This window comes from Crenobacter oryzisoli (genome assembly GCF_030385785.1).
Taxonomy (GTDB): Bacteria; Pseudomonadota; Gammaproteobacteria; order Burkholderiales; family Chromobacteriaceae; genus Crenobacter_A; species Crenobacter_A oryzisoli.
Genome location: NZ_JAUEDK010000001.1, coordinates 21,358 through 34,868 on the forward strand (window position 1 = coordinate 21,358; position 13,511 = coordinate 34,868).

Annotated in this window: 15 protein-coding genes and 1 pseudogene; 9 read left to right on the forward strand and 7 right to left on the reverse strand. The window is 64.9% G+C overall.

The window, feature by feature from the left end:
* Window position 1: 1 nt before the first annotated feature.
* On the forward strand, window positions 2-412 hold the full coding sequence (locus QU481_RS00095; protein ID WP_289827820.1) for a hypothetical protein: 411 nt from the start codon (window positions 2-4) through the stop codon (window positions 410-412).
* A 70-nt stretch (window positions 413-482) separates the two neighbouring features.
* Here QU481_RS00095 and QU481_RS00100 read toward each other — a convergent pair whose 3' ends face one another.
* Together QU481_RS00100 and QU481_RS00105 are read right to left on the reverse strand one after the other, a co-directional pair.
* Window positions 483-1,163, reverse strand: coding sequence for an MFS transporter (locus QU481_RS00100; protein WP_289827821.1), 681 nt, complete (start codon window positions 1,161-1,163; stop codon window positions 483-485).
* A gap of 196 nt (window positions 1,164-1,359) precedes the next feature.
* Window positions 1,360-1,485, reverse strand: a pseudogene (locus QU481_RS00105) (GntR family transcriptional regulator); the annotation flags it as partial.
* Between the two features lie 108 nt (window positions 1,486-1,593).
* Here QU481_RS00105 and QU481_RS00110 point away from each other — a divergent pair.
* Window positions 1,594-2,406 carry a class II aldolase/adducin family protein gene (locus tag QU481_RS00110; RefSeq protein ID WP_289827822.1) on the forward strand — a complete coding sequence of 271 codons (813 nt, stop codon included), beginning with the start codon at window positions 1,594-1,596 and terminating at the stop codon, window positions 2,404-2,406.
* 238 nt (window positions 2,407-2,644) lie between these two features.
* Window positions 2,645-2,833: a 4-oxalocrotonate tautomerase gene (locus QU481_RS00115; RefSeq protein ID WP_289827823.1), complete on the forward strand. Its 189-nt coding sequence runs from the start codon at window positions 2,645-2,647 to the stop codon at window positions 2,831-2,833.
* A 73-nt stretch (window positions 2,834-2,906) separates the two neighbouring features.
* Here the strand turns inward: QU481_RS00115 and QU481_RS00120 are convergent, their stop codons facing one another.
* The 5 genes from QU481_RS00120 to aroQ all read right to left on the reverse strand — a co-directional run bounded on the left by QU481_RS00120 (window position 2,907) and on the right by aroQ (window position 7,279).
* A complete protein-coding gene (locus QU481_RS00120; RefSeq protein ID WP_289827824.1) occupies window positions 2,907-3,989 on the reverse strand; it encodes a DUF3426 domain-containing protein in 1,083 nt (360 codons plus the stop codon).
* Window positions 3,990-3,994: 5 nt separating this feature from the next.
* Entirely contained in the window at window positions 3,995-4,888 is an 894-nt protein-coding gene (prmA, locus tag QU481_RS00125; protein WP_289827825.1) for a 50S ribosomal protein L11 methyltransferase, read from the reverse strand.
* Window positions 4,889-4,891: 3 nt separating this feature from the next.
* Window positions 4,892-6,244: an acetyl-CoA carboxylase biotin carboxylase subunit gene (gene accC, locus QU481_RS00130; protein WP_289827826.1), complete on the reverse strand. Its 1,353-nt coding sequence runs from the start codon at window positions 6,242-6,244 to the stop codon at window positions 4,892-4,894.
* A gap of 93 nt (window positions 6,245-6,337) precedes the next feature.
* Window positions 6,338-6,793, reverse strand: coding sequence for an acetyl-CoA carboxylase biotin carboxyl carrier protein (accB, locus tag QU481_RS00135; protein ID WP_289827827.1), 456 nt, complete (start codon window positions 6,791-6,793; stop codon window positions 6,338-6,340).
* Between the two features lie 33 nt (window positions 6,794-6,826).
* Window positions 6,827-7,279 (reverse strand): type II 3-dehydroquinate dehydratase, encoded by a 453-nt coding sequence (aroQ, locus tag QU481_RS00140; RefSeq protein WP_289827828.1) that lies wholly within the window; start codon window positions 7,277-7,279, stop codon window positions 6,827-6,829.
* A gap of 296 nt (window positions 7,280-7,575) precedes the next feature.
* Between aroQ and queA the strand changes: the two genes are divergently transcribed.
* The 6 genes from queA to QU481_RS00170 all read left to right on the forward strand — a co-directional run bounded on the left by queA (window position 7,576) and on the right by QU481_RS00170 (window position 13,485).
* Window positions 7,576-8,610, forward strand: a complete 1,035-nt coding sequence (gene queA / locus QU481_RS00145; RefSeq protein WP_289828006.1) for a tRNA preQ1(34) S-adenosylmethionine ribosyltransferase-isomerase QueA — start codon at window positions 7,576-7,578, stop codon at window positions 8,608-8,610.
* A gap of 3 nt (window positions 8,611-8,613) precedes the next feature.
* Entirely contained in the window at window positions 8,614-8,988 is a 375-nt protein-coding gene (locus QU481_RS00150) for a gamma-butyrobetaine hydroxylase family protein (RefSeq protein WP_289827829.1), read from the forward strand.
* A gap of 3 nt (window positions 8,989-8,991) precedes the next feature.
* On the forward strand, window positions 8,992-9,726 hold the full coding sequence (gene ubiE / locus QU481_RS00155; RefSeq protein ID WP_289827830.1) for a bifunctional demethylmenaquinone methyltransferase/2-methoxy-6-polyprenyl-1,4-benzoquinol methylase UbiE: 735 nt from the start codon (window positions 8,992-8,994) through the stop codon (window positions 9,724-9,726).
* Window positions 9,726-10,304, forward strand: coding sequence for a ubiquinone biosynthesis accessory factor UbiJ (locus QU481_RS00160; protein ID WP_289827831.1), 579 nt, complete (start codon window positions 9,726-9,728; stop codon window positions 10,302-10,304). Before ubiE ends, QU481_RS00160 begins: the two co-directional genes overlap by 1 nt.
* Before the next feature lie 70 nt (window positions 10,305-10,374).
* On the forward strand, window positions 10,375-11,898 hold the full coding sequence (gene ubiB / locus QU481_RS00165; RefSeq protein ID WP_289827832.1) for a ubiquinone biosynthesis regulatory protein kinase UbiB: 1,524 nt from the start codon (window positions 10,375-10,377) through the stop codon (window positions 11,896-11,898).
* 270 nt (window positions 11,899-12,168) lie between these two features.
* Window positions 12,169-13,485 (forward strand): NAD(P)/FAD-dependent oxidoreductase, encoded by a 1,317-nt coding sequence (locus QU481_RS00170; RefSeq protein WP_289827833.1) that lies wholly within the window; start codon window positions 12,169-12,171, stop codon window positions 13,483-13,485.
* The last annotated feature ends 26 nt before the right edge of the window (window positions 13,486-13,511 follow it).

The window sequence follows — 13,511 nt, forward strand, 5'->3', positions numbered from 1 at the left end:
GATGCGATCATTCCCTTTCGTTCGGCCCACTTTGGTCCTGCTGCTCGCGCTGTCGGCGGCATCGCTCTATGCCGCCGACGCGTCGGCACCCGTTGCACTCGATCCGTTGGCAGTCGCCAGGGCGCAGTACTGGAAGAGTCCGTACGACCCAGCGGCGATCAATGACCTGGCGCTGCGGCTGGTCGAGGCCGGCGACACGGAGTCGGCACGGGTGCTGCTGTATCGCGCCGTGCGGATTGCGCCGGATCGCCAGGACATCCGGGCAAACCTGCTCCGGCTGGAAGCGAGCTCTCGCCGGGTGGGGAGCGCCCCGGGCGGCGAGGCCAGCGCGCCGGCTATGGGGGCGGCCAAGCCGTCGGCGACCTCTCGTGTCGACGAGCTGCCACCACTCTGGCCCTTGCCGGCGCACTGAAACCATCTCACGTCGTCAAGCGAACGGTCCGCAATCCCTTCCGGAGGCGGGCCGTTTCCGTTGCTTGGGGTCAGTGCGCTCCGACCTGCCGGTTGCGTCCGGCCAGTAGCGCGAACAGCAATGCCGCCATGCCGAACGTCTGGTAGACGACGAAAGCGCCGTGCCAGTTGCCGAGTAGGTCGTGGCTGAGTCCGACCAGGAAGGGGCCGGTCGAGGCCAGCAGGTAGCCGACGCCCTGCGCCATCCCCGACAACTGCGACGCCAGCTGCGAGCTCGGCGCCCTGAGCACGATCAGCGTGAGCCCCATGCTGAACATGCCGCCCAGCCCCAATCCCATCAGCGACGCCCACAGCCACAGAGAGCCGAGCGGCGCGTACAACGCACCGCTGAAGCCCGCCATCGACAGCGCCAGCATCGCCACGATCACCAGGCGCTGGTCGCGGCAGCGGCTGGCCAGCCACGGAGCGCCGAGCGAGCGGACCAGCTGGGTCAGCATCAGCAGCGACAGCGTCCAGCCGGCGGCGAGCGGGCTTAGGCCCCGGTCGACCATCATCGCCGGGAACCAACTGAACACGATGTACGCGTGGCTCGACCGCAGGCCCATGTAACCGATGACCTGCCAGGCGACCGAGTCGCGCCACAGTCCGCATGCCACTCCGTGGCGGCGTGCGCTCGCCTGAGCGTGACGTAGCTGCGGCCACCACAGCAACGCTGCCAGCAGCACTGGCAGTGCCCAGACGCCGAGGCCCACCTGCCAGCTGCCGGGTCAGGCCGGTGAAACGGTACAGCTCAGGCAGCACCTGATGATTGCGCGCGCAGGCGACTACTTGGTGGTGGATGCGGATGTCGAGCTCGATACGCCGTTCGGCGTCGCCGAGCGGGTCGAGCACGCCGGCGAATGCCAGCACCCACACCGCCTCGCGCACGGTGTTGCGGCTCATGCCGAGCTGTTCGGCCAGCTCCGGTTCGGTGGGCAACCGCGCGCCGGGCTGCCTGTTGCCGGCGTTGATGTGCGCGCTTAATCGGTCGACCGCCTGCTCGACCAGCAAGCGGTGCGGGTTGGGTGATGTCATATGGGAAATTACTCGATGAATTATGCCAATGACAATCTGCGTCGGCCATAGGCGAATCGCAAGGCCGCGGCGGTGACCGCCGGCCAAGCTTCATGCCATAATTCGGCAATGGAAACATTTTCCGAAGAAAGGGTGGCGATGAGCCAGGACGGATTGCAATTGCAGTTTGCCGCTGGGCGGCTGGCCGATACCGGCATCAGCGCCGCCGAATGGCAGGCGCGCCAGGATCTCGCCGCCTGTTACCGGCTGGTGGCATTGAACGGCTGGGATGACCTGATCTACACGCATGTGTCGCTGGCGGTGCCGGGCGAGCCGGGGCGCTTCCTGATCAACCCGTTCGGCCTCGCCTTCGATGAGGTGACCGCCAGCAATCTGGTGAAGATCGACATCGCCGGCAATATTGTCGGTGACAGCCCGCACCGGGTGAACAAGACCGGCTTCGTCATCCACGCCGCGGTGCATTCGGCCCGTGCGGACGCGCAGTGCGTGATGCATCTGCATAACGACGCCGGCATCGCCGTGGCGATGTTGGAGGAGGGGCTGCTGCCGCTGTCGCAGCACGCGCTGCGCTTCTATGGCGACATGGCTTATCACAACTACGAGGGGCTGGCGCTGACCGAAACGGAGAAGACCCGGCTGATCGCCAGCCTCGGTAGCAAGAACGTGATGCTGCTGCGCAACCACGGCACGCTGGTGTGTGGCCGCACTGTCGCCGAGGCGTACTGCCTGATGGACACGCTCGACAAGGCTTGTCGCACGCAGCTGTCGGCGATGGCCGCTGGCAAGCTGGTGATGCCGCCGCCTGAGGTGTGCGAGCTGACCTACCGGCAGTTGCTGCCCGGCGATACGCCGGAGGGCGAGCTGGAGTGGCCGGCGCTGCTGCGCAAGCTCGACCGGCTGTCACCGGGCTATCGCGATTAAGAGGCGCTGGCAAAACCCTCCCGACGTTGTTGTGCTGTCTTGCCGTACTCTTTGCACTATCTGAGGCGGCGCGCCTGGCCTGGATCGTTTTGCCGCGACTCTAAGCGCTACCACAAAGTCCGTCTGCTGTTGCATTGCCCCTACCGGGACCGCTGTACAGAGCTTTGTGGGCGGCTCAGAAGTAGAGCCGATTGAACGTTAATTCTTTATTTTCTTTATTTCCACCCAGGAGCAAACCATGCCGACCATTACCGTCAAACTGTTCGAAGGCCGTCCGGTCGAGGTGAAGAAGGAGCTGGCCGAGGCGCTGACCCGCGAGTCCTGCCGTGTGCTCGGCTGTGAGCCGGGTGCAGTGGACATCCTGTTCGAGGACGTGAAGAAGAGCGACTGGGCCACCGGTGGAGTGCTGTGGTCCGAGCGCGACTAAGCGTCCGAGGCCTTTCGGCCTGCGTTACAATGAAAAAAACCGGAGCATTGCTCCGGTTTTTTGCTGGTGGGGCCTACGGGTAGAACCAGTGCAGGCTGTAACCGCTTGGATGGACATTGCCGACGTCGAGGCGCAGGCTCAGCTTCACCTCGCTGTGTGGGTTGAAGCGGCCCAGTTGCACATCGTCGTTCTTCAAGTATTCGGCCGGTGTCAGTACCCGGCGTACCTGCACTTGGTCATCAGCATCCTTCAGCGACAACTCCAGCATCGGGTAGCCCTGCACGTAGCCCGCGTGATTCTTCAGCGTGGCATTCAGCTGGATCAGGTTGGCATGCTCCGGCACAAACGCCATCTCCGACCATTCGGTACGGATGTACTGCACGTCGGTGGCAAGCGGCACGGTGCAGTGGAACGGCTTGCACGCGGCTTCCAGCATAGGGCGCCATTCCGGTGCCTGCGCGGCGATCTCTATCCGCTTCAGATAGACCACCTGGCCGGCCAGCACCAACAGGCCGAGCACGGCGAAGAGGCCGAACAGCACGCCGAGGCCGGAGCGCCGCGCCGGGCGGCGCTCCGGTCGCTCGGCGGCCTGCAGGCGTTCTTCCACTTCTTCCGGGCTCGGTTCGTAGCGGGTTCGGTCGGCAACGAACGGTTCCGGTTCGGGGGCCGGTGCAGCTTGCGGCTCGCTGGCCACCTCGTCGTAGAGAGACAGGCGGCGTCGTGCCGGCGCGGCACCGCGCTCGGCGTCCGGCTCATGAGTCGGACGCAGCGCTTCGCTCAGCGCCTGGCTGAATTCATGATCGATAGGGGGCGCAGCCGGTTCGACCGGCGCGGGTGCCGGAACCGGCGTCGGCACTGGGGCCGGTGCGGGAGGTGCTTCGACGGCGGCCACGTCGGCCTGGACAGCAGTGGGGCTGCTGGCCGGGGCCTCTTTGGCCGGCTCGGGCGGCAGTTCCAGCCTGAAATCCTGCATCACACCGGCACGCGGTGCCGCTTCGGCCAGTAATGCAGCGTCGCGGCGCGCCTGCTCGATCTGCTCGCGCGCATTGAACACATGCGAACAGCGCCCGCAGCGGACTCGCCCGCCGGCCATCGACAATTGCTGATCGGTGACGTTGAAACGGGTCTGACAATTCGGGCACTGAGTGGTCTGCATGGTCACTAGATTGCGCGTTTGGTTCCGGTAAGACGGGTCCAGCCTTCATCGAACACCGGGGCGTCCATCTCGAACCACGTCGAGTAGATCGCCGAGAGCTCGTCGGCCTGTTCGGCAAGGATGCCGGAAAGCACGATCTTACCACCGGTTTTGACGTGGCTTGCCAGTAATTCACCGAGCATGCGCAGCGGATTGGCGAGGATGTTCGCCACCACTACGTCGTGCTGGCCGGCCGGTAGTGCGGCCGGTAGGAAGAACTCGGCCGACACGCCGTTCTGCTGCGCGTTGTCGAGGCTGGCGCGGATCGCCTGCGGGTCGATGTCGGTGCCGACGGTCTTGCCAGCGCCGAGCTTCAGCGCGGCGATCGCCAGGATGCCGGAGCCGCAGCCGTAGTCGAGCACGGTCTCGCCGCCCTTGATGTGGGCGTCGAGCCACTGCAGGCACAGGCGGGTGGTCGGATGGCTGCCGGTGCCGAACGCGAGGCCCGGGTCGAGCTGCAGATTCACCGCCTTCGGGTCCGGCGACTCGTGCCAGGTCGGGGTGATCCACAGCCGGTCCGAAATGCGGATCGGGTCGAACTGGCTTTGCGTCAAGCGCACCCAGTCCTGCTCCTCGATGCGCTCGATGCTGTACGACGGCATTGGGACGCCGACCGCATTGGCGGCGGCGGCGACGATCAGCGCGACGTCGGCGGCCTCGTCGAACAGTACGACCAGGCGGCTATGCGCCCACAGCTGGTCGACCGGCTCGCCCGGCTCGCCGAAGATCGGCTGCTCGGCATCGGTGCCGGCCAGCGCGTCCTCGATTGCCGACGACAGGGCGCCGGCGTCCATCAGCGCGTCGGACAGCGCCTCGGCGTGGGTCGACGGGGTGTCGATGGTGGCCTGAAGCCAAGCCATGGTTTACCTGCCTTTCGTGCTTTCCAGCAACTCTTCCAGATAGTGGATGCTGGTGCCGCCGCGGATGAACAGGCTGTCGTTGAACAGTTCCTGGTGCAGCGGGATGTTGGTCTTGATGCCGCTGATCGCCATCTCGGACAGTGCCACGCGCATGCGGGCCATTGCCTGGTCGCGGGTGTCGCCGTACGAGATCAGCTTGCCGATCATCGAGTCGTAGTGCGGCGGAACGCTGTAGCCCTGATAAATGTGCGAGTCGATGCGGATGCCAGGACCGCCGGCCGGGTGGTAGCTCTCGATCTTGCCCGGGCTCGGCACGAAGGTGAACGGGTCTTCGGCGTTGATCCGGCATTCCATCGCGTGGCCGCGCAGCACGATGTCGCTCTGTTTGTAGCGCAGCTTCTCGCCGGCGGCGATGCGGATCTGTTCCTGCACGATGTCCACGCCGGTGATCATCTCGGTCACCGGGTGTTCCACCTGCACGCGGGTGTTCATCTCGATGAAGTAGAACTCGCCGTTCTCGAACAGGAATTCAAAGGTGCCGGCGCCGCGGTAGCCGATGCGGCTGCACGCTTCGGCGCAGGCGGTGCCGATCCTCTTGCGCTGTTCGTCGGTGATACCCGGCGCCGGCGCTTCCTCGATCACCTTCTGGTGGCGGCGCTGCATCGAGCAGTCGCGCTCGCCCAGGTAGATGGCGTTGCCGTACTCGTCGGCCAGCACCTGGATCTCGATGTGGCGAGGTTCCTGCAGGAATTTCTCCATGTACACGGTCGGGTTGCCGAACGCGGCACCGGCTTCGGTACGGGTCATCTCGACCGAGGTGAGCAGGTCTTCCTCGCGGTTCACCACGCGCATGCCGCGACCGCCGCCACCGCCGGCGGCCTTGATGATCACCGGGTAGCCGACCTGTTTGCCGATCTTGAGGATTTCTTTCGGGTCGTCCGGCAGCGCGCCGTCCGAACCGGGTACGGTCGGCACGCCGGCGGCGATCATCGCGTCCTTGGCCGACACCTTGTCGCCCATCAGGCGGATGGTGTCCGGGCGCGGACCGATGAACACGAAGCCGGACTGTTCGACGCGCTCGGCGAAGTCGGCGTTCTCGGACAGAAAGCCGTAGCCCGGGTGAATGGCTTGGGCATTGGTGACCTCGGCGGCGGCGATCAGCGCCGGCACGTTCAGGTAGCTCTTCACCGACGGGGCCGGGCCGATGCACACCGATTCGTCAGCGAGCTTGACGTACTTGGCGTCGCGGTCGGCCTCGGAGTGCACCACCACGGTCTTGATACCGAGTTCGCGGCAGGCGCGCTGGATTCGCAGCGCGATTTCGCCGCGGTTGGCGATCAGGATCTTTTCAAACATGATTTTTCCCGCAATAGGAAAAAGGGGAAGAGGGACGGGTTGTGCCGGGCCATCGGGCCGGTCTTCCCTCTCTCTTCCCCGTTTTCGGGTGCATTACTCGATGACGAACAGCGGCTCGCCGTATTCGACCGGTTGGCCGTCTTCGACCAGGATGGACTTGATCACGCCGGCGCGGTCGGCTTCGATCTCGTTCATCAGCTTCATCGCTTCGATAATGCACAGCGTATCGCCGACATTGACCGATTTGCCGACTTCGGCGAACGGCTTGGCGCCAGGGCTGGCGGAACGGTAGAAGGTGCCGACCATCGGCGACTTCACCGAGTTGGCGGTGTTGACCGCAGCCGGCGCGGCTTCGGCTGCAGCCGGAGCGGCTGCCGGGGCCGCAGCAGGAGCGGCTGCCGCAAACTGCATCGGCTGAGCATAGGTGACTTGAGCGTTGGCCGAAACTCGGGTGATGCGAACTTTCTCTTCGCCCTCGGTCACTTCGAGTTCGGCGATACCCGACTCTTCGACGAGGTCGATCAGTTTCTTGAGCTTGCGCAAATCCATTGCTAATCCTTCGGAAGGGATGTTTCGGTTCGATCAGGCCGCTTTGGCGTCGAGGAGCCGGATGGCGTGGGCCATCGCCAGCTCGTAGCCGTGAGCGCCGAGCCCGCAGATCACGCCGACCGCCAAATCCGAGAAATACGAATGGTGGCGGAACGCTTCGCGGGCGTGCACATTGGAGAGGTGCACTTCGATAAACGGGAGTTGGACCCCGGCCAAGGCATCGCGCAGCGCGACGCTGGTATGAGTGAAGGCGGCCGGGTTGATCAGCACGAACTCGGTGCCGTCGGTGCGCGCGGCGTGCACGCGGTCGATCAGCACATGTTCGGCGTTGCTTTGCAGGGTGTCATAACCGTAGCCTGCGGCCTGGGCCTGAGCGGCAAGACGCACATTGATCGTGTCGAGCGTGTCGCGACCGTAATGCTCGGGTTCGCGGGTGCCCAACAGGTTCAGATTGGGGCCATTCAGAACCAGGATTTTCCGGGTCATTTAGGCTGTCCGGTATTTGTCATGGCGGCGAGTTTGCCGTAAATCGCAGCAAGATGTCTAGCGTTTGCCGCTATTGAGCAGAAATTTGCCAGGTACACCGGACGGGCAGGGGGATGCTTTCGAGTGAAAACACTAGTTGGTGCGTGATATTACACCGAGGCAGCGTTTTGCCAACAGTGTCGTGTGAATCCGCCCGGTCCGCCGTCAGCGTGGCGTGTCGCACGACACTCTCCCTGACCGGGGCGGGGCGCGCGGGGTATAATCCTGCGGTTTGAATCCGGTATTTGTTCTTGACCATGCAGCTTTCCGACTTCGACTACGATCTGCCCGATCATCTGGTGGCGCAGCACCCGCCAGCCGAGCGCGGTGCCAGCCGGCTGCTGCACGTGGCAGGCAGCACGCTGACCGATACCCAGTTTTCTGAATTCATACATCATATAAATGCCGGCGATGTGATGGTGTTCAACGACACCCGGGTGATCAAGGCGCGGCTGTTCGGCGAGAAGGAGTCGGGCGGCAAGGTCGAGGCGCTGGTCGAGCGGGTGATCGACGCCCATACGGTATGGGCGCACGTGCGAGCCAGCAAGTCGCCGAAGCCGGGCAACAAGATCACTTTCGCCGGCCGTTGGCAGGCCGAGATGGTCGAGCGCGACGATGCGCTGTTCAAGTTGCGCTTCCTCGACGCGGAAAACGTGTTCGACATCCTTGAGGCGTCCGGCAAGCTGCCGCTACCGCCGTATATCGAGCGCGACACCGACAGCGACGACGACAGCCGCTACCAGACCGTGTACGCCCGCGAGCAGGGCGCGGTGGCCGCGCCGACCGCCGGCCTGCACTTCACCGAGGCCATGCTCGACGCCTTGCGCGCCAAGGGCGTGACGCTCGCCTATGTGACGCTGCACGTCGGCGCCGGCACCTTCCAGCCGGTGCGGGTCGAGAACATCGCCGACCACAAGATGCACAGCGAGATCTACGAGATCCCGCCGGCCACCGTTGACGCCATCGCCGCCGCGCACGCGTCCGGCCGCAAGGTGCTGGCGGTGGGCACTACCAGCATGCGCGCGCTCGAGTCGGCGGCGCAGAGTGGGGAGCTGGTTGCCGGGCGCGGCGAGACTGACATCTTCATCACGCCGGGCTACCAGTTCAAGGTGGTTGACCGGCTGTTGACCAATTTCCACCTGCCCAAGTCGACGCTGCTGATGCTGGTGTCGGCGTTTGCCGGCGTCGAGACGATTCGCAAGGCCTACCGCCACGCGGTCGAGCACGAATACCGTTTCTTTAGCTACGGCGACGCGATGCTGCTGGAGCGTGCCGACCATGTGGGGAACTGAAAAATGGCCGGACTGAACCCGAATACCCCCATCCCCAGCGAAGTGCGCCTGCTGACCGCCAGCCACACGCTGGAGCTAGCCTACGACGATGGCCAGCGCTTCTCGCTGCCGTGCGAATACCTGCGCGTCTACTCGCCGTCGGCCGAGGTGCGCGGTCACGGTCCGGGCCAGGAAGTGCTGCAGGTGGGCAAGAAAAACGTCGCGATCACCGCGATCGAACCGGTCGGCCACTACGCGCTCAAGCTGGTGTTCGACGATGGTCACGACAGCGGCCTCTACAGCTGGGACTACCTCTACGAGCTGGGCCGCAACCAACAAACCTATTGGCAGGATTATCTCAACCGCCTCGCCGCCGCCGGCGCGAGCAGGGAGTCGTAATAGATGGACAAGCAGACCCATTTCGGTTTCAAGACGGTCGACGAGAGCGAGAAGGCCCATAAGGTCGCCGAGGTGTTCCACTCGGTGGCGCAGAAGTACGACGTGATGAACGACCTGATGTCGGGTGGCCTGCACCGCGTCTGGAAGCATTTCACCTTGAACACCTCCGGCGTGAAGAGCGGCGACAAGGTACTCGACATCGCCGGTGGCACCGGCGACTTGGCGCGCGGCTGGGCCAAGCGCGTCGGCAAGACCGGCGAGGTGTGGCTGACCGACATCAATAGCTCGATGCTGACCGTCGGCCGCGACCGTCTGCTCGACGAGGGGCTGATCCTGCCGGTGTCGCTGGCCGACGCCGAGAAGCTGCCGTTCCCCGACAACTACTTCAATGCGGTGTCGGTGGCGTTCGGCCTGCGCAATATGACGCACAAGGATGCAGCGCTGAAGGAGATGTGCCGCGTGCTCAAGCCGGGCGGCAAGCTGATGGTGCTGGAATTCTCCAAGGTATGGAAACCGTTGTCGCCGTTCTACGACCTGTACTCGTTCAAGGCATTGCCGTTGATGGGCAAGCTGGTCGCCAACGACGCGGAGAGCTACCAGTACCTGGCAGAGTCGATCCGCATGCATCCGGACCAGGAGACGCTGAAGCAGATGATGTTCGACGCGGGCTTCGGCAAGGTCGACTACCACAACCTCAGCGCCGGCGTGGTCGCGCTGCACAAGGGCTACAAGCTCTGATGCTGTCGCTCGCGCTGATCAATCACTTGCTCAACCAGCGCCCGGTAGCGCGCGAGGAACTCGCCCGCCACGCCGGCCGGCGCATCGCGTTCACGCTGCCACCGGTGACGGTGCGAGGCGTGCTTACCGAGCAGGGCTGGCTGGCCGACAGCGACGGCGAGGCCGAGGCGGGTGTCACCGTCAGTCACGGCGCGGTGCTGACGGCGCTGTCCGGCCGTGACCCCGACCTGACCGCGGTAAAGCTATCGGGCGACACCGAGCTTGCCACCACGGTGGCGCGGGTCTTTGGCCAGCTCAAGTGGGATGCAGGCGAAGACTTGTCGCGCCTCGTCGGCGACGTTGCCGCCAACCGGGTCGAGCGCTTCGTGCGTAGCGCACTCGGCATCAAGGGCGAGATTGGCGGCCGGCTGCTTGAGAGTTGGATCGAGCACCTGCGCGAAGAGGCTCCGTTGTTGGCGCGCAAGCACGACGTGGCGCACTTCGTCGCCGACGTCGATGCACTGCGCGACGACGTCGAGCGCCTCGACAAGCGTCTGGAACGGCTTGCCGACGCGCTGGCGCGCCGTGCCGCATCCTGAGCGCTCCTTCGATTCTTCGGCCAACCTTGGGGCCAACCTCGGGGTTGGCCGAATCACTTTGAACTGAAGCATGCGGATTGCCCGTTTCTACAAGATCTTTTCGACCTTCCACCGCTACGGCCTGAGCGATTTCTTCGGCCTGCACCCGCGGCTGCGCTGGCTGCACCGTGCCAGCCGGCTGCTGCCGCGCTCGTCCGTCACCCGCGGCCAGCCGCTGCCGGTGCGGGTGCGCCTGGCGCTGGAGAGCCTTGGCCCGATCTTCGTCAAGTTCGGCCAGGTGCTGTCGACTCGCCGCGACCTATTGCCGCCTGAGTATGCCGACGAACTGGCGCTGCTGCAGGACCGGGTGCCGCCGTTTGACGGGAAGATCGCCCGCGACCAGATCGAGATCGCCTTTGGCAAGCCGATCAAGGAGCTCTATGCCGAGTTTGATCTCACTCCTGTCGCGAGTGCGTCGGTCGCTCAGGTGCACCGCGCCTGGCTGAAGAACGGCAATGATGAGCGCGGCCGCGAGGTGGCAGTGAAGGTGCTGCGCCCCGGCATCCTGTCGGTGATCGAGCAGGACCTGGCGCTGATGCGCGTGCTCGCCAGGTTGGCCGAACGGCTGCTGCCGGACGGCCGGCGCTTGAAGCCGCGCGAGGTGGTCGCCGAGTTCGACAAGTACCTGCACGACGAACTCGACCTGATGCACGAGGCGGCCAATGCCAGTCAGTTGCGCCGCAACTTCGTGGGCTCGGACCAGCTGGTGGTGCCCGAGGTGTTCTTCGATCTGTGCGCGCGCAACGTGATGACGATGGAGTGGATGCACGGCACGCCGGTGTCGCAGACCGACAGGCTCATCGAGCAGGGCGTCGATCTGAAGAAGCTCTCGCGCTTTGGCGTCGAGATCTTCTTTACCCAGGTGTTCCGCCACGGCTTCTTCCACGCCGACATGCACCCGGGCAACATCTTCGTCGCCGCCGACGGCCGCTACATCGCGCTCGACTTCGGCATCGTCGGCAGCCTGACCGAGTACGACAAGCGCTATCTTGCGATCAACTTCCTGGCTTTCTTCAACCGCGACTACCACCGCGTCGCTACCGCCCACATCGAGTCAGGCTGGGTGCCGAAGGATACCCGTGCCGAGGAACTCGAAGCGGCGGTGCGCACCGTCTGCGAGCCGATCTTCGAGAAGCCGCTCAGCCAGATCTCGTTCGGCCTGGTGCTGCTGCGCTTGTTCGAGACCAGTCGCCGCTTCAACGTCGAGATCCAACCGCAGCTAGTGCTATTGCAGAAGACCCTGCTCAATATCGAGGGCCTGGGACGCCAGCTCGACCCGGACCTTGACCTGTGGGCGACCGCCAAGCCGTTCCTCGTGAAATGGATGAACGAGCAGATCGGTTGGCGCGGACTGTTGCGTACTTTGAAAAACGAGGCGCCTGATTGGGCGACCACGTTGCCGGCGATTCCACGCAAACTCAACGAGGCGCTGTCGGCAGACCACACCGGTCTCTTGATCGAGGGCTATACGCAGCTGATGCGCGAGCAGAAGCGCCAGAATTGGCTGCTGGCACTGATCGCGGTGTTGCTTGGGTTGTTGCTGTTCGCACGCTAAGTCGAATCGCTGCAAGGGATTACGGGGGCCGGGCTGCTTAGCCTGGCCCTCGGCGTTTTCGGAACATTAGGCCGGCAGCCCTCTCCCGACCGGACGGAGGAAGAAGGCATGGCTGAATGCCGCCGCCGATCGCTTGTCGACAGTTTGGCGGCTTCGATTGTTTTGGCTGGAATTAAGCGATTTTCCCTGCAAAATGATGGGGCTCTGATGCAGTTGTTGCGACGCGACACAGCAGGTAAGCTCGACGCAAACCACTCATCAGGAGATGTCATGCTCAGCCGCTCACAGGCTTTACCGCGCATCGTCATCGTCGGCGGCGGCGCTGGCGGTCTCGAACTCGCCACCCGGCTCGGCCGCAAGCTCGGTGCCAGTCACCAGGCCCAGGTCGTGCTGGTCGACGGCGCCGCCACCCACATTTGGAAGCCGCTGCTGCACGAGGTGGCGACCGGAGCGCTCAACACCGGCGAGGACGAGGTCAATTACTTCGCGCACGGCTACCGCAACCACTACGAATTCGAGTTCGGCTACATGGAAGGGCTGGACCGCGCACACCGCACCATCCGGCTGTCGGCGATCCACGGTGCCGACGGCCAGCTGTTGAGCCCGGCTCGCGACATCGCCTACGACTACCTGGTGCTGGCGGTCGGCGCCGAGGCCAACGACTTCGGTACCCCGGGTGTCGCCGAGCATGCGATGTTCCTCAACACGCCGAACGACGCCGATGAGCTGCGCCGCCGCGTGCTGGAGCTGGCGTTCGCGGTCAGCAGCAGCAACGAGGCGGGACGCAAGCTCGGCATTGCCATCGTCGGCGGTGGTGCCACCGGCGTCGAATTGGCGGCCGAGTTGAACCATACCATGCGTGAATTGCACCAGTACGGCGCGCGCCTTGCGCCGGACCAAGTCGAGATCAGCGTGATCGAAGGCGCCGAGCGCATCCTATTGGCCGCGCCGCCGTCGCTGTCGGCCTATGCCGAAGAGCAGCTCGCCGCCAAGCAGATCCGCGTGCTGACCAGCAGTCGTGTCGCCGCGGTGCAACCGGACGGCGTCGAGCTGGCCGGCGGCGAGAAGGTGCGCGCCGACATCACCGTGTGGGCGGCCGGGGTGAAGGCGCCGGCCTGGCTCGCCAGTCTCGACGGTCTGACAGTGAACCGGGTCAACCAGCTACAGGTCGACGGCCGGTTGCGCTGCGTCGGCGCCGAGCGCATCTACGCGCTGGGCGACTGCGCGGCGGCGCCGGACGGCGACTGCGGCCGTCCGCTGGCGGCGACTGCCCAGGTGGCACACCAGGAGGCAAAGTGGCTGGTCGGCGAGCTGAGCGCGCGCCTCGCCGGCAAGGAAGCGGCGCCGTTCGTGTTCAAACCGCAGGGCATGATGGTGTCGCTCGGCAAGCACAGCGCAGTCGGCAGCCTGGCCGCCGTGGTCGGCCCCAAGCGCGACTACTACGTGGAAGGGCGTGGCGCGAAGCTGATCTACGCCTCGCTGTACCGCATGCACCAGGCGGTGGTGCACGGCTGGCTGCTCACCGCGCTGCTCTATTGCGGCGACAAGTTGCGCGGCGTGGCGCGTCCGTCGCTGAAACTGCACTAAGACGATGGCCGGAGGTGTAGGTAGGC

What these genes read in the sequence shown, in the direction of transcription:
- QU481_RS00095 (WP_289827820.1), top strand. Translation starts at nt 2, where the DNA reads ATGCGATCATTCCCTTTCGTTCGGCCCACTTTGGTCCTGCTGCTCGCG.
- QU481_RS00110 (WP_289827822.1), top strand. Translation starts at nt 1,594, where the DNA reads ATGGAAACATTTTCCGAAGAAAGGGTGGCGATGAGCCAGGACGGATTG.
- QU481_RS00115 (WP_289827823.1), top strand. Translation starts at nt 2,645, where the DNA reads ATGCCGACCATTACCGTCAAACTGTTCGAAGGCCGTCCGGTCGAGGTG.
- QU481_RS00120 (WP_289827824.1), bottom strand. Translation starts at nt 3,989, where the DNA reads ATGCAGACCACTCAGTGCCCGAATTGTCAGACCCGTTTCAACGTCACC.
- prmA (WP_289827825.1), bottom strand. Translation starts at nt 4,888, where the DNA reads ATGGCTTGGCTTCAGGCCACCATCGACACCCCGTCGACCCACGCCGAG.
- accC (WP_289827826.1), bottom strand. Translation starts at nt 6,244, where the DNA reads ATGTTTGAAAAGATCCTGATCGCCAACCGCGGCGAAATCGCGCTGCGA.
- accB (WP_289827827.1), bottom strand. Translation starts at nt 6,793, where the DNA reads ATGGATTTGCGCAAGCTCAAGAAACTGATCGACCTCGTCGAAGAGTCG.
- aroQ (WP_289827828.1), bottom strand. Translation starts at nt 7,279, where the DNA reads ATGACCCGGAAAATCCTGGTTCTGAATGGCCCCAATCTGAACCTGTTG.
- queA (WP_289828006.1), top strand. Translation starts at nt 7,576, where the DNA reads ATGCAGCTTTCCGACTTCGACTACGATCTGCCCGATCATCTGGTGGCG.
- QU481_RS00150 (WP_289827829.1), top strand. Translation starts at nt 8,614, where the DNA reads ATGGCCGGACTGAACCCGAATACCCCCATCCCCAGCGAAGTGCGCCTG.
- ubiE (WP_289827830.1), top strand. Translation starts at nt 8,992, where the DNA reads ATGGACAAGCAGACCCATTTCGGTTTCAAGACGGTCGACGAGAGCGAG.
- QU481_RS00160 (WP_289827831.1), top strand. Translation starts at nt 9,726, where the DNA reads ATGCTGTCGCTCGCGCTGATCAATCACTTGCTCAACCAGCGCCCGGTA.
- ubiB (WP_289827832.1), top strand. Translation starts at nt 10,375, where the DNA reads ATGCGGATTGCCCGTTTCTACAAGATCTTTTCGACCTTCCACCGCTAC.
- QU481_RS00170 (WP_289827833.1), top strand. Translation starts at nt 12,169, where the DNA reads ATGCTCAGCCGCTCACAGGCTTTACCGCGCATCGTCATCGTCGGCGGC.